Source organism: Streptomyces sp. SID14515, from assembly GCF_010548505.1.
In the GTDB taxonomy this organism is placed as follows: domain Bacteria; phylum Actinomycetota; class Actinomycetes; order Streptomycetales; family Streptomycetaceae; genus Streptomyces; species Streptomyces caviscabies.
Genome location: NZ_JAAGMH010000078.1, coordinates 1 through 13,090 on the forward strand (window position 1 = coordinate 1; position 13,090 = coordinate 13,090).

Consider the following 13,090-nt stretch of genomic DNA (forward strand, 5'->3'; position numbering starts at 1 on the left):
CGGCGCCGCGCCGGCTGCGCCGCCGGGGCAGGCCGGCCGTCGTCGGGGCGGGCACGCCGGCCGGCTCGGGGGCGTCGTCGCGTACGCCTGCCGGGGGGACGGCGGGCACGACGGGCTCGGCCGGTTCGATCGAGGAGCGGCGGTGTGCGGCGGGCCTCGGCAGCGGGTCGGTCAGCAGCCGGAACGGTACGAACATCACGGCCCGTGTGCCGCCGTACGCCGAAGACCCGCTCAGCTCCACGTTGAAGCCCAGCTCCCGGCTCCAGCGCCCGACGGACGCCAGGCCGAGCCGGGGCACCGCACCCAGGCGGGTCAGGTCCAGGTCGTCGCGAAGATGGCCGAGGGCCTGGTGCAGGACGTCCGGCGGCATCCCGAGCCCGGCGTCGTCGATCTCGATGACCGCACCGGAGCCCACCTCCCGCACGCTGACGACCACGGGGGAGCTGGACGGTGAGAACACCGTGGCGTTCTCCAGCAGTTCGGCGATGGAGTGCATCAGCCCCTCCACGGCCGGGGGCACCGCGTACAGGGTCTGTCCGCCGTGCACCTCGATCCGCCCGAACTCCACGATCCGGGACTGGGCGCCCCGTACGCAGTCGTAGAGCGAGACCGGCCGGGTCTCCCGACGGGCGGGCCAGATTCCGCACATCACCAGCAGGGTCTGCGCCTTGCGGGTCATCTGGGAGGCCGCGTGGTCGGCCTTCATCACGTTGGCCATCAGCAGAGGGTCTTCGATGGAGCGCTCGACCTCGTCCAGGACCTGCTGCTGCACGGTCGCCATCACGTGCATGGTGCGCGCCACGGATTCGAAGGCGGCCTGCACCGAGTCGCGCAGGGTGCGCTCGCGGTGCACGGCCGTGTCCGAGCCGAGTGCGACGACGACCGATTCCAGCGCCCGGCCGAACTCCTCACCGGTCTCCTCCGGCGGCGCCATCGGCCCCGGCACGCCGTCCAGCCGCTGTCCGGTGTGCAGTCGCTCGGCGATGGCCGGGACGCGTACCGCGGCCAGATGCGCCACCTCGGCGCCCCGGGCGGCGGCCACTTCGGCCTCCCGGGCACGGTGTGCGCGTTCGGCGGACAGCCGCCGAGCGAGGACCAGTACGAGGGCGATCAGCAGGACGACGGCCGCGGCACAGGCTCCCGCGAGCGCCTGGTGCCACTCGGCGTCCACGCTGACGGCGACCCACCCCGCACAGGCGGCGGCCGCCAGGGAGACGGCCCATCCGGCGACGGCGGCGCTCGCACCGGGGGCGCGTCCTGGCTCCCTCGACGGCCGGCTCACCGCAGAGGCCCCGACCTGACGACCCTGCAGATACCGGTGCCAGCCACGAGAAGCGAAACCTTTCACGACATGTCGAACCCACGTTCGGGGTTTGGGGGCACGCAAAGCGTAGGTCAACCAGCCTCGAATTGTGCGGCGTTGATGCCTTTCAGTCACAACAGGAGGCTGAAAATCGCCCGTTGACGCCCCTGCGTGCCGTCCCGTTCCGGTGGTGCGTCACGTTCTTTCGGCCGGCGGGGAGCCACCGGCGGTACGGTGTGGCGCCGCGGCCTTCACCGGCACGGACCGCGCCCCCGCACCGCGCTCAGCTCTCGGGCGGCGGCGGCGCCGTGCTCTTCCGTACGACCAGGGTCGTCGCCAACTCCAGCCGGGTGGACACCGGTTCCTCGGCCCGTAGCCGCATCAGCATCTGTGTGGCCTCCTCGGCCATCCGACGCAGCGGCTGGTGGACCGTGGTCAGCGCCGGGCTCGCCCAGCGGGCGATCGATACGTCGTCGTAGCCGACCACCGAGAGGTCGTGCGGGACGCGCAGGCCGTGCGCCCGGGCGGCTTCCAGCACGCCGAGGGCCTGCAGGTCGCTGCCCGCGAAGATGGCGGTGGGCGGCTGGGGGCGGGACAGCATCTCGGTGGCGCGGTCGTATCCGCCCTCCACGTGGAAGTCGCCGAACAGGACGAGCTCGGGATCCATCTCCAGCCCCGCCATGGTCATCGCCGACCGGTAGCCGTCGAGCCGGGCGCGGGAGCAGAGCATGTCCTCGGGGCCGGTGACGATCCCGATGCGCCGGTGTCCGCGCTCGATGAGATGGCGGGTGGCGGCCAGTCCGCCGTTCCAGTTGGCGGAGCCGACCGAGGGCACGTCGGGGTCGGGGTCGCCCGCCGGGTCGATGATGACGAAGGGGATCGAGCGGGATCTGAGCTGCTGTTTCACTTCGCTGGGCAGCGTGGAGAAGACCAGCACGACACCGAGCGGCCTGCGCTGGAGCATCGCCTCCATCCAGTCCGGGCCGGGCGCGTGGCGGGTTCCGCTCTCGGTGAGGACGACCCCGGCGTTGTGGGCCTTGGCGACGTTCTCCACCCCTCGGATCAACTCCATCGCCCAGATGCTCTCCAGCTCGTGGAACACGATCTCGATGAGCGGCGCCTCGCGGGCCGACCGGGTGGTGCGCCGGTAGGCGTGGGCCTCCAGCAGGCGCTCCACCTTGACCCTCGTGGGGGTCGCCACGTCCTGTCGGCCGTTGAGGACCTTCGAAACTGTCGAAATGGAGACGCCGGCCCGCTCGGCCACCTGGGCCAGGGTGATGCGGCCCATTTCCTCGTCATCGCGCATGCCGAGGAGCATAAAGCACGGCTCGACCCCCAACCGTACGTAACGCTTCGATAACGCTGTGACCGAGGGTTGACCCCTCGGAGGGGGAGTCCTAGCGTCCCGACTCAGAAGTTTCGGCAATTGCTCCGAAACAGTTTCGAGAGGCGAGTCGATGAAGCAACGCGCACGGTTCTCGCGGACCGTCGTCGGTGGTGCCGCGCTGGCCCTGGTGCTGTCCCTGTCCGGGTGCGGGGGAGACTCCGACGCGGCCGGCGACGACACCATCCACGTCCTGGTCTACGGCGACGCGGCGAACAAGGTGGAGAAGGAACTCGTCGCCACCTTCAACAGGACGTCGGACGTGAAGGCCGTCCTGGACACGATCCCGGGCGCCGACTACCAGGCCAAACTTCAGACGATCATCAGCGGCAAGCAGGCGCCGGACGTCTTCTTCAACTGGGGCGGCGGCAGCATCAAGCCGTTCGTCGACGCCGGCCTGCTGCTCCCGCTGGATCCCTTCATCGCCGAGGACCCCGGCCTCAAGGCGAAGTTCCTGCCGTCCGTGTTCAACAGCGCGGTGGTCGACGGCACGTCCTACGGGGTCCCCATGCGCGGCACGCAGCCCGTGCTGCTGTTCAACAACGGCAAGGTCCTCGACAAGGCGGGCGTCGAACCCCCGGAGACCTGGGAAGACCTGCTGGCGGCGGTCGAGGCGCTGAAGGCCGACGGCGTCACCCCGATCGCGCTGGGCGGCGGCGACCGGTGGCCGACGCTGATGTGGTTCGAGTACCTCTACGACCGCATCGCCGGGCCCGAGCTCTTCCAGAAGGCACTGGACGGCGACAAGGACGCCTGGGCGAGCCCGGACAGCCGGAAGGCGCTGGGCAAGATCAGGGAGTTGGTGGACGCCGGGGCCTTCGGCACCAACTACGACTCGGTGAAGTTCACCGACCAGGGTTCCCCCACGCTCCTGGCGACCGGCCGGGCCGGCTTCGAGCTGATGGGCTCCTGGGAGTACTCGACGCAGCAGGACGCACACCCGGAGTTCGCGAAGAGCGACCTCGGATACAGCGCCTTCCCCTCCGTCGAAGGCGGCAAGGGCGACCGGGCGAACCTCGTCGGCAACACCAACAACTTCTACTCCGTGGTGAAGAGGACGAAGCACCCGAAGGCCGTCGCCGAGTTCCTGAAACTCATGTACTCGGACCAGTTCGTCAAGGCGCAGCTCTCCATCGGCAATCTGCCGACCACGACCAACACCGAAGGCCTCCTGGACACCGCCGCCAGCCCCGAGTTCGCGGAGTTCCAGTACGACATGGTCAAGGCGGCCCCGGCGTTCCAGCTCTCCTGGGACCAGGCGTACCCGCAGTCGGCTGCCACCGCGATGTACCAGTCCCTCCAGCAGTTCTTCAACGGCTCGATGGACGAGGACGCCTTCATCGAGGCCATGCAGGCGCTGCCGACCTCGTGACCTCACTCGAATCCGGACGCCCGGGGTTCCTCTGGGCGGCCCCCGCCGCCGTCTTCTTCGGCCTCTTCGCCATCGTCCCGCTGATCATGGTCGCCGTACTCTCCTTCGCCGGCTGGGACGGTCTGAGCGACCCGGAGTTCGCCGGCCTCGCCAACTGGAAGAAGCTCCTCGACGACCCCGTCATGATCAAGAGCCTCTGGCTGAGCGTCCTGCTCACCCTGCTCGGGGTCTGGGCGGCGGGGCGCCAGCGCAACCGGGCCGTCCTGTCCGCCATCTACTTCGTCCCGATGCTGCTGTCCATCGCGGCCGTGTCCGTGCTGTGGCGCGCTCTCCTCGACCCCAACCTCGGCGTCCCCGCGCAGGCCACCTGGCTGTTCGGCGACGGCAACCTCTTCGGGATGCAGGCGAGCGCGATCGGCGTACTGGTCTTCGTCAGCACCTGGCAGTTCACCCCGCTGCACACGCTGATCTACCAGGGCGCGGCGCGCGCGGTGCCGCCGGTCCTCTACCAGGCGGCGCAGATCGACGGCGCGGGCAGGGTGCGGCAGTTCTTCCACATCACGCTGCCACAGCTGCGCAACGCGATCATCACCTCGATGATCCTGATGGTGGTCGGCGGACTCACGACCTTCGACACCGTGCTCATCCTGACCCAGGGCGGACCGGGGAGCGACACCACCATCAGCGCGTACTACATGTATCAGAAGGCGTTCAAGAGTTTCGACTACGGATCGGCGTCGGCCATCGCCCTCCTCCTGGTGCTCGTCTCCACGCTCATCTCGCTGATCGTGGTGCGGCTCTCGGGTTACGACAGGATGCGCAGCACCATGGAGGGACTGTGAGGAAGAGCCGTCCCAACTACTTCGCCGGTTTCGGCTCGCTGGTCTGGCTCCTCGTGGTGGGGCTGCCGCTGTACGTGATGCTCATCGCCACGTTCCAGTCGCGCCCCGACTACGCGGCGAACGGCCCGCTGGCCTTCCCCGAGCACTTCACGCTCGACAACTACGTCAAGGACCTCGACAGCGGCTTCGCGCAGTACTTCCTCAACACGGTCGTCGTCACCGTGTGCGTGGTGGGCATCGTCGTCCTCCTCGTCCCGCCGCTGGCGTACACCATCGTCAGGAGCCGGGGCCGGGCCGCCACCACGGTCTTCCGGCTGTTCCTCCTGGGCCTGGCGATCCCCTCGCAGGCCGTCATCGTCCCGATGTTCTTCGTCATCAGCGAGGCCGGTCTCTACGACAACCTCATCGGCGTCATCCTGCCGACCGCGGCCTTCGCCATGCCGGTGTGCGCCCTGATCCTCACGGGCGTGATGCGTGACATCACCCCCGATCTGTACGAGGCGATGACGATGGACGGAGCCTCGTCCCGGCGCGTCTTCTTCCAGCTGGTGCTGCCGCTGTCCAAAAGCGGGCTCGCGACGATCGTCGTCTTCTCCGCCCTCCAGGCGTGGAACGGCTTCCTCTTCCCCCTCGTACTGACGCAGTCCGCGGAGACCAAGGTCATCACCATGGGGCTCTACGAATTCCAGACGGAACACGGCGTCGACACCCCGGGCCTGCTCGCCGCGGTCGTCCTGTCCATGCTCCCCATCCTGATCGTCTACCTGTTCGCTCGTCGTGCCCTGGTACAGGGGCTGATGGGGGTCGGAGGAAAGTGACCGCCGACATCGACAACGCCGGTGTGCGGAAAGCCGCCGGGACCACCGATTCCGCGGCGCCGGGAGTCGGCGCCACGGACCGCCGCACCGGGCCCTGGCACGATCCCGCCCTCACCCACGAGGCCAGGGCCGACGCCCTGATCGACGCCATGACTCTCCAGGAGAAGATCTCCCAGCTCGTCGGCGTCTGGGTCGGCGCATCCGACGAGGGCGCCGAAGTCGCGCCGTTCCAGCACGACATGGAGGAGGCCGTAGCCCTCGACGACCTTCTTCCGCACGGCCTCGGCCAGCTGACCCGCCCGTTCGGAACGGCTCCGGTCGACCCGGCCGTGGGCGCCCTCTCGCTGTCCCGCACCCAGGAGCGGATCGCCGGAGCGAACCGATTCGGCATCCCGGCGCTCGCCCATGAGGAGTGCCTCGCGGGCTTCGCCACCTGGGGCGCGACGGCCTACCCGGTGCCGCTGTCCTGGGGCGCCACCTTCCATCCGGAGCTGATCCGCGAGATGGCCGCCGCGATCGGCCGCGACATGCGCTCCGTCGGCGTGCACCAGGGGCTCGCCCCCGTACTCGACGTCGTACGCGACGCACGCTGGGGGCGCGTCGAGGAGACGATCGGCGAGGACCCGTACCTGGTGGGAACCGTCGCCACCGCCTATGTACGGGGACTGGAGTCGGCCGGAATCGTCGCCACGCTCAAGCACTTCGCCGGATACTCCGCCTCACGGGCGGGCCGCAACCTCGCCCCCGTCGGCATGGGGGCGCGGGAGCGGGCCGACATCATCCTGACGCCGTTCGAGATGGCCGTACGCGAAAGCGGCGTCCGGTCCGTGATGCACGCCTACACCGACACCGACGGGATCCCCTCCGCGGCCGACGGGCCGTTGCTGACCGGTCTGCTCCGTGACACCTGGGGCTTCGACGGGACCGTTGTCGCGGACTACTTCGGCATCGCGTTCCTGAAGACGCTGCACGGTGTGGCGGGAACCTTCGGGGAAGCGGCCGGCGCCGCACTCGCCGCGGGGGTGGACGTGGAACTGCCGACCGTGAAGACGTTCGGCAGCCCGCTGGCCGACGCGATCGCCGACGGCCTCGTCCCCGAGGCGCTGGTGGACCGTGCCGTACGTCGAGTCCTCGTCCAGAAAGCCCAGTTGGGGCTGTTGGACGCGGACTGGCGGCCTGAGCCGGCGGTGCTCACCGAAGCCGCAGGTGCGGACGGGTCCACAGGCGGGAACTCGGAGGCGCTGCGCGGGACCGTCCGTCTCGACAGCGACGAGAACCGCGCGCTCGCCCGGCGCGTCGCCGAACAGGCCGTCGTGCTCCTGCGCAACGACGGCATCCTGCCCCTGGCGGCGGGCGCCGCGGCCCCGGCCCGTATCGCACTCGTCGGGCCCAACGCCGACGCCCCGACGGCCGTCCTCGGCTGCTACGCCTTTCCCGTCCACGTCGGCGGCCAGCACCCCAGGACGCCGCTCGGCATCGAACTGCCCACCCTGCGCGAGGCATGTGCGGCGGAGTTCCCCCACAGCGAGCTCGTCACCGCGCCGGGTGCGGACATCGACGGCACGGACACCGGCGGGTTCGATGAGGCCGTCGAACTGGCCAGGGGCGCCGACCTCGTGATCCTCGCACTCGGCGACCGGGCCGGACTCTTCGGGCGCGGTACGAGCGGGGAGGGCTGTGACGCGCAGGACCTGGCCCTTCCCGGTGTCCAGCAGCAGCTGCTCGACGCCCTCCTCGACGCGGGCACGCCCGTCGTCGTCACCCTGCTGGCCGGACGCCCGTACGCCCTCGGGCGTGCGGTGGACGAGGCGGCCGCGATCGTGCAGTCGTTCTTCCCCGGCGAGGAGGGAACGACGGCCATCGCCTCGGTGCTCAGCGGTCGCGCCGCGCCGTCCGGCCGGCTGCCCGTCGGCGTGCCGCGTCACGCGGGCTCCCAGCCCTCCACCTACCTGGCGGCGCGGCTGGCCCACTCCAGCGATGTGTCCAGCGTCGACCCGACCCCGGCGTTCGCGTTCGGCCACGGTCTCACATACACCGCCTTCGAGTGGGGCGACCTCGTCGTGGAGCGCGGACGGGCCACGACGGAAGGGGAGTTCACGTTCTCCTGCACTATCCGCAACACCGGTGCGCGGGAGGGGACCGAAGTGGTCCAGGTGTATCTCCACGACCCGGTCGCCTCGGTGGTCCAGCCGGTACAGCGCCTCATCGGGTACGTACGTCTCGACCTGGGTCCGGGGCGGGCGGCCCGAGTGCGGGCGACGGTCCCGGCGGACCTCGCGTCCTTCACGGGCCGCGACGGCCACCGGATCGTCGAACCGGGCGATCTCGAACTGCGGTTGAGCGCGTCGAGCGACGACCCGCGCCTGACCGCCCGGGTCGCGCTGACCGGGCCGGTGCGAACGGTCGATCACACCCGGCACCTGCACATGGGCATCGCGACGGAGATCCTCACGGACGCCCCGTAGGCCGGACCGCGCCGACGGGGAGAGCAGGCGGTGGCACACGCTCCCCGGCGGCGCGGGTCAGCCGAGGACGAGGGGCAGGGTGGTCAGGCCACGGGTGAGGCGGGTCCGGCGCCAGGCCAGGGATTCCGTCGGGACGGCCAGGCGGGTGTCCGGGAAGCGGGTCAGCAGGGCGCGGAGTGCGATGTCGGCCTCGGCCCGGGCCAGCGGAGCGCCCGGGCAGCGGTGGATGCCGTGGCCGAAGGAGAGATGGCCCCCGGCGTCGCGGTCGAGGTCGAGGCGGTGCGGGTCGGGGAACGCGGCCGGGTCGCGGTTCGCCGCCCCGGGGGCGATGAGCACCGGGAAGCCCGCCGGGATGTCGACCCCGCCGACGCTCAGCTCCTCCGTGCTGTGGCGGAAGGTGGCCACACTAACCGGCGAGTCGTAGCGGAGCAGTTCGTCGAGGGCGCCGGGGATCAGGTCCGGGTCCCGGCGCAGGCGGTCGAACTCCTCCGGGTGCCGGAGCAGGGCCAGGACGGCGTTGCCGATGAACTGGGTGGTGGTCTCGTGCCCGGCGACCAGCAGGAGGGCGGCCAGGGAGACGGCCTCGTCCCGGTCGAGGCCGCCCTCGTCGCAGTCGCGCAGGAAGGAGTGGAGCCGGCCGTCGCCGGGGGTGGCGCGGGCCGTGTCGACGAGGTGGGTCAGATAGTCGCCGATCCGGTGCGACGCGGCGTCGACGCGGTCGGTGTCGGTCGCGTCGAAGAGGTCGTGGGACCAGCCGGCGAGCGCGGCGCGGTCGGATTCCGGCACCCCCAGCAGCTCGCAGACGACGGTGACCGGCAGTGGAACCGCCAGTTCCGCCACCAGGTCCACTTCCGCGCCCGGTCGCCACGCGGCCATGAGGTCGTCGACGACCCGGGTGATGTACGGGCGCAGTTCCCGGACGCGTCCGGTGGTGAACAGCGGCGTCGCCACCCGCCGGTGGCGGGTGTGCGCGGGCGGGTCGCTGGCCAGCATGTTGCGGGAGATCGCCGGGTGCAGATCGCGGTTCGAGGGCCGGTCGGCGAAGAAGCGGGCGGTTTCCTTGGACAGCCGGGGATCGGTGAACGCCGTGCGGGCCTCGGGGTGGCCGGTGATCAGATACGCGTGGTGTCCGCCGGAGCCGGTGGGAATCCGCTGGACCGGGCAGCCTTCGCGCAGCCGGTCGTAGGTGGGGTAGGGATCGGCGAAGAAGCGCGGGTCGCGCAGGGGGTCCTGCCGCGGGGCGGTCACGAGGCCGCTCCCGCGTTCTCGGCCACCGGGCGCCGCGCGTAGGCGTCCGCCACGAGCAGCAGCCACGCGGTCTCCGCCGGGAGGTCGCCCTTGCGGGAGCCGGTGCCGGCGGCGGGCGGGGCCTCGTCGCCGTCGAGGGGCAGTCCGGCGCGCTTCGCTTCGACGGCCGCGGCGATGACCGCCGCCTCCACCTCGGCCTCGCCCTCGGGGGTTTCGGCCGTGCCCCGGCGCGCGGCCTCGGCCGCCGCGGCGTCCCGTACCGACGCTCGACGGTACGGGCGCAGGGCCAGCACGCAGTCGTTGATCTCGATGACCCGGCGGTGCAGATGGAAGTCGAGGTCGTGGGCGTCCACTTCGGTGTCGCCCGGGTCGAGCACGACCTCGGGGACCGCCGAGGTGACCTCCCGCCACAGCGGTTCCAGCGCGGTGAACGAGTTGCGTTCCCAGCGGCGGCGGCGCAGTTGGCTGAGCGGCCACAGCAGGGCGGGGAGGGTGAGCCCGGCGGTGATGAGGAGGACGGCGACGGCGGGCGCGGTCACGCTGAACGCGCAGCGGAAGGGGGTCAACGGACCGGAGCAGCGGGCGTGGTCGGGAACGAGCCCCAGACCGAGGCCGATGGAGATCAGGGCGAACAGCTTGTACGCGGCGTAGACGAGGGCGAAGCCACAGCCGACCGAGGTGGTGCGCAGGCCCCAGCGCTGGCTGCGGCGGGTAGAGCGCTGGGAGTGGGCCCAGGTCTGCAGGAGGAAGTCCTTGGCCGTGTACGCCAGGTAGGAGATGTAGATGAGTACGTAGCAGGCGTACAACACCGGGTTCCGGCCCGTGAGTTGCTCGGCGACGAAGAACACGGTCATGCCGGCGACGGAGATCGCGAGGGCGATGACGCGCAGCCGGATCTGCCGCTCGGCCCGCTCGCGGTCCAGATTGAGCTGGAAGAGGAAGGCGAGGACCGAGGTGGCCGCCGTCAGGGTGAAGGTGTTGCTGAGGAGTCGGGCGACGTGGGGGACCACCGATTCGACCGCGCGCTCCACGGCGGGTGCGTAGGAGGCGAAGGCGAGGGCGAACGAGGTCATCAGCGCCGCCATCGCCCAGGTGCCGGTGGGGCGGTGGCCGCCGCGTCCGCGCACCCAGTAGACGGCGAAACACAGCAGCACGACGGCCGTGCCCGTGAACAGGATGTTGATCATTTCCGGTGGCGCTTCTTCCTGTGTGGCTCGGCGAACAGTGCGTCCCAGCTCTCGGCGCCGCTGGCGGGCCGGCTCGACGGGCCTTCGCGTCCCCGGTACATGAGTTGTCGGATCACGCTGGCCATCACCTCGGCCTCGCGCTCGTCCTCGCTCGTGTAGCTGGTCCGGCCGGACATGCGCCGCACGAGGGTGGGGTCGAACCCGATCGCGCGCAGGGTGTCCTGGTCCAGTTCCAGGCTGCCGGCGTGGTCGCAGATGATGTGGCTGATCTCGTGGGCGAGGATGTGGTTCTGGTGGAGGGGCGAGGTGGCTTCCTCGTAGAACAACAGGTCGGCGTCCGGAGTCTCCAGGCGGATGCCGCACGGGGCGTCCATGACGCCCAGGGTGCTCAGGGGGCGCAGGATGATGGGGCGTCCGCGCTCTTCGGCCACGGCGTCGCGGAGGTCGCGGGTGCTGAAGCGGTGCGGGAGCCGAAGCGCCTCGACGCGCGCCTCGCACGCGGCGCGAAGCTGCTCGAAGTCCATGTCCTCACTCTGGTGACGCCGGTCGGGTGGTCGGCCCGGGGCGGATCACCCCCTGAAGCCCGTGCGAGCGCACCAATGTTGACATGTTCGAGACGCCACCCGGCGGGCGGGGTGGGTGGTTCAGTCGTCCAGGTTCAGGTCGTGCGGGCTGTCGTCGGTGGTGAGCCCTTCGAGCTTCCGGGCCTGTTCGATCACGGTCGACAGCATCTTCAGGCTGTCGACGCTCAGGCCGTTGGCGCGCAGGGCCACCTTGCGGACGTCCTGGTCGCGCATGGCGGCGAGGAGGCCGATCTCCGCCTTCGTGCGTTCGGCCGCCGCACTGTCGACGAAGTAGCCCGCCGGTACGCCGAAGAAGTCGGCCAGGGCCTTGATGGTGTGCCGCGTCGGGTTCCGCTTGGCGCCGGTGCGCAGTTGCTGGATGGCGCTCGCCGTCACCCCGCGCCCCTCGGCGGTGGCCGCCTTACGGATGCCCTCGGCGACCTCCGCGTAGGTGTACGGCCCCCGGGAAGGGGGGTGCACCTCGCGGAAGAGGTGGTCCAGGAGTTCGGCGAAGGTGGGCGACTGGTCATCCTCCACGTACACGACCTCCTTGGCGTGATGCCGAGCCTTTGCCCACCACAGTGTTTCTCGAAGCCCTTCGGGCCGGCCCCGGCGACACTTTGGTTGACGCCGGGCAGTCACTCTGGTGTACGTTACCAATGCTTCGTCGCCACTGGAGTGTCGAGGGTGCAGGTGGCGGCGCCGGCCGGGCCGGGTCGAGCTTCACGGGGGTGAGCTCGTCCGTCAGCCCGGACCGCCGCCGCGACACCCGGGCCGCGGCGGCGGGGCCCATAGCCTCAGAGCCGCTTCGCGCTGCGCAGGGTCTTCGCGTAGTAGCCGTTGCCGTCCAGCCGGGAGACTCCGCCGACGTCGCCGATGGTCGGGCCGTTGATCTCCTCGCGGCTGGAGATGAAGATCAGGTGGCCCTCGGTGTCGTAGCCGAGGACGATGCCGACGTGGTCGAGGCGGTCCTTGGTGCGGGCGTCCAGCTTGAAGAAGACGAGGTCGCCGGGCTGGAGCTGGTCGATGGCGGACGGGCGGTCGTCGGCGCTCACCCCGGTCAGCGGAAGCACGTCGGCGCCCTCGTCGGAGCGGGCCATGCCGTTGGCGGTGCGCGGGAGGCCGTCGCCGGAGGTGTCCGACGACATCAGCGGGTAGCGGGTGCGGTAGCCGAGCACCATCCGTACGAAGCCCGAGCAGTCCAGGGACTTGGCGCGCATGGACTCCGGGGTGCCGGTCCGGCCGTCGCGGAAGGGGTAGGGCAGGCCGAGGTAGTCGTAGAAGTCGGACTGCTCCAGGCGCAGGTCGCCGCCCTCCGCACCGGTGGTGTTCAGCGGCCCGAAGTTGGCGTCACCGGCGTAGGCGACACCCTGCTCGTCCTTCTTCTGCGGGGCGCCGGCCACGTACTGGAAGGAGACGGCGAAGAGGTCGTCCTCCTTGCTGTCCTCGTACTCCGCGTACCAGTCCTTGAACCACTTCTCCTTCTCGGCGCCCTTCTTCCAGGGCTCCGGCATCAGACGCACCCAGTCCGTGGTGGAGACCTTGGAGGAAGTGGAGGCCGGTTCGGTGAAGGTGCGGGCCGGGCCGGTGAGGGTGGCCAGGCGCGCCCCGTCGGTGAACACCGCCTTGATCTGGCCGTCGGAGCCGCGCAGCACCGAGCGCGCGGGGTTCTCCAGCCGGGACCACGCGGCCTCGCCCTTGTCGTCGGAGGCGGCGCCGGAGGCCTTGCCGCCGTCCAGGACGCCGACGTTGCGGACCTCGGTCACCCCGGGCATCTCCTGCTTGCGCAGTTCCAGGGTGAGGTAGCCGGAGGTCGCGACGAGCGCCAGCACCACCAGACCCGAGACGACGGGCCGCGACTTCTTCTTCCCTGCCATCGGTTACTCCTCGGTTGTTCGTGGGCGGGCT

General features: G+C 70.7%; 11 protein-coding genes. 4 read left to right on the forward strand and 7 right to left on the reverse strand.

Annotated features, from left to right (window positions below; all coding sequences use genetic code 11):
- Nucleotides 1–1,282, reverse strand: a 1,282-nt coding sequence (locus G3I54_RS15320; RefSeq protein WP_164615047.1) for an ATP-binding protein, incomplete at its 3' end; no start/stop codon positions are given.
- Between the two features lie 304 nt (nucleotides 1,283–1,586).
- Nucleotides 1,587–2,621, reverse strand: a complete 1,035-nt coding sequence (locus tag G3I54_RS15325) for a LacI family DNA-binding transcriptional regulator (RefSeq protein WP_164615049.1) — start codon at nucleotides 2,619–2,621, stop codon at nucleotides 1,587–1,589.
- Between the two features lie 139 nt (nucleotides 2,622–2,760).
- Here G3I54_RS15325 and G3I54_RS15330 point away from each other — a divergent pair, with 139 nt between their 5' ends.
- The 4 genes from G3I54_RS15330 to G3I54_RS15345 all read left to right on the forward strand — a co-directional run bounded on the left by G3I54_RS15330 (nucleotide 2,761) and on the right by G3I54_RS15345 (nucleotide 8,184).
- Complete coding sequence (locus tag G3I54_RS15330) at nucleotides 2,761–4,059, forward strand: extracellular solute-binding protein (RefSeq protein ID WP_164615051.1); 1,299 nt, start codon at nucleotides 2,761–2,763, stop codon at nucleotides 4,057–4,059.
- Nucleotides 4,056–4,901, forward strand: coding sequence for a sugar ABC transporter permease (locus tag G3I54_RS15335; protein ID WP_164615053.1), 846 nt, complete (start codon nucleotides 4,056–4,058; stop codon nucleotides 4,899–4,901). The genes G3I54_RS15330 and G3I54_RS15335 overlap by 4 nt, the downstream gene beginning before the upstream one ends.
- On the forward strand, nucleotides 4,898–5,719 hold the full coding sequence (locus tag G3I54_RS15340) for a carbohydrate ABC transporter permease (RefSeq protein WP_164615055.1): 822 nt from the start codon (nucleotides 4,898–4,900) through the stop codon (nucleotides 5,717–5,719). Before G3I54_RS15335 ends, G3I54_RS15340 begins: the two co-directional genes overlap by 4 nt.
- Nucleotides 5,720–5,868: 149 nt before the next feature.
- Nucleotides 5,869–8,184, forward strand: coding sequence for a glycoside hydrolase family 3 N-terminal domain-containing protein (locus G3I54_RS15345; RefSeq protein ID WP_203686363.1), 2,316 nt, complete (start codon nucleotides 5,869–5,871; stop codon nucleotides 8,182–8,184).
- A gap of 57 nt (nucleotides 8,185–8,241) precedes the next feature.
- Here the strand turns inward: G3I54_RS15345 and G3I54_RS15350 are convergent, their stop codons facing one another.
- The 5 genes from G3I54_RS15350 to G3I54_RS15370 form a co-directional block, all read right to left on the reverse strand.
- Nucleotides 8,242–9,432 carry a cytochrome P450 gene (locus G3I54_RS15350; RefSeq protein WP_164615059.1) on the reverse strand — a complete coding sequence of 397 codons (1,191 nt, stop codon included), beginning with the start codon at nucleotides 9,430–9,432 and terminating at the stop codon, nucleotides 8,242–8,244.
- Nucleotides 9,429–10,619: an MAB_1171c family putative transporter gene (locus tag G3I54_RS15355; RefSeq protein ID WP_164615061.1), complete on the reverse strand. Its 1,191-nt coding sequence runs from the start codon at nucleotides 10,617–10,619 to the stop codon at nucleotides 9,429–9,431. The genes G3I54_RS15350 and G3I54_RS15355 overlap by 4 nt, the downstream gene beginning before the upstream one ends.
- Entirely contained in the window at nucleotides 10,616–11,143 is a 528-nt protein-coding gene (locus G3I54_RS15360; protein ID WP_164615062.1) for a regulator component, read from the reverse strand. The genes G3I54_RS15355 and G3I54_RS15360 overlap by 4 nt, the downstream gene beginning before the upstream one ends.
- Before the next feature lie 120 nt (nucleotides 11,144–11,263).
- Nucleotides 11,264–11,719 carry a helix-turn-helix transcriptional regulator gene (locus G3I54_RS15365; protein WP_164615064.1) on the reverse strand — a complete coding sequence of 152 codons (456 nt, stop codon included), beginning with the start codon at nucleotides 11,717–11,719 and terminating at the stop codon, nucleotides 11,264–11,266.
- 260 nt (nucleotides 11,720–11,979) lie between these two features.
- A complete protein-coding gene (locus G3I54_RS15370) occupies nucleotides 11,980–13,059 on the reverse strand; it encodes an NlpC/P60 family protein (RefSeq protein ID WP_164615066.1) in 1,080 nt (359 codons plus the stop codon).
- Nucleotides 13,060–13,090 lie beyond the last annotated feature (31 nt).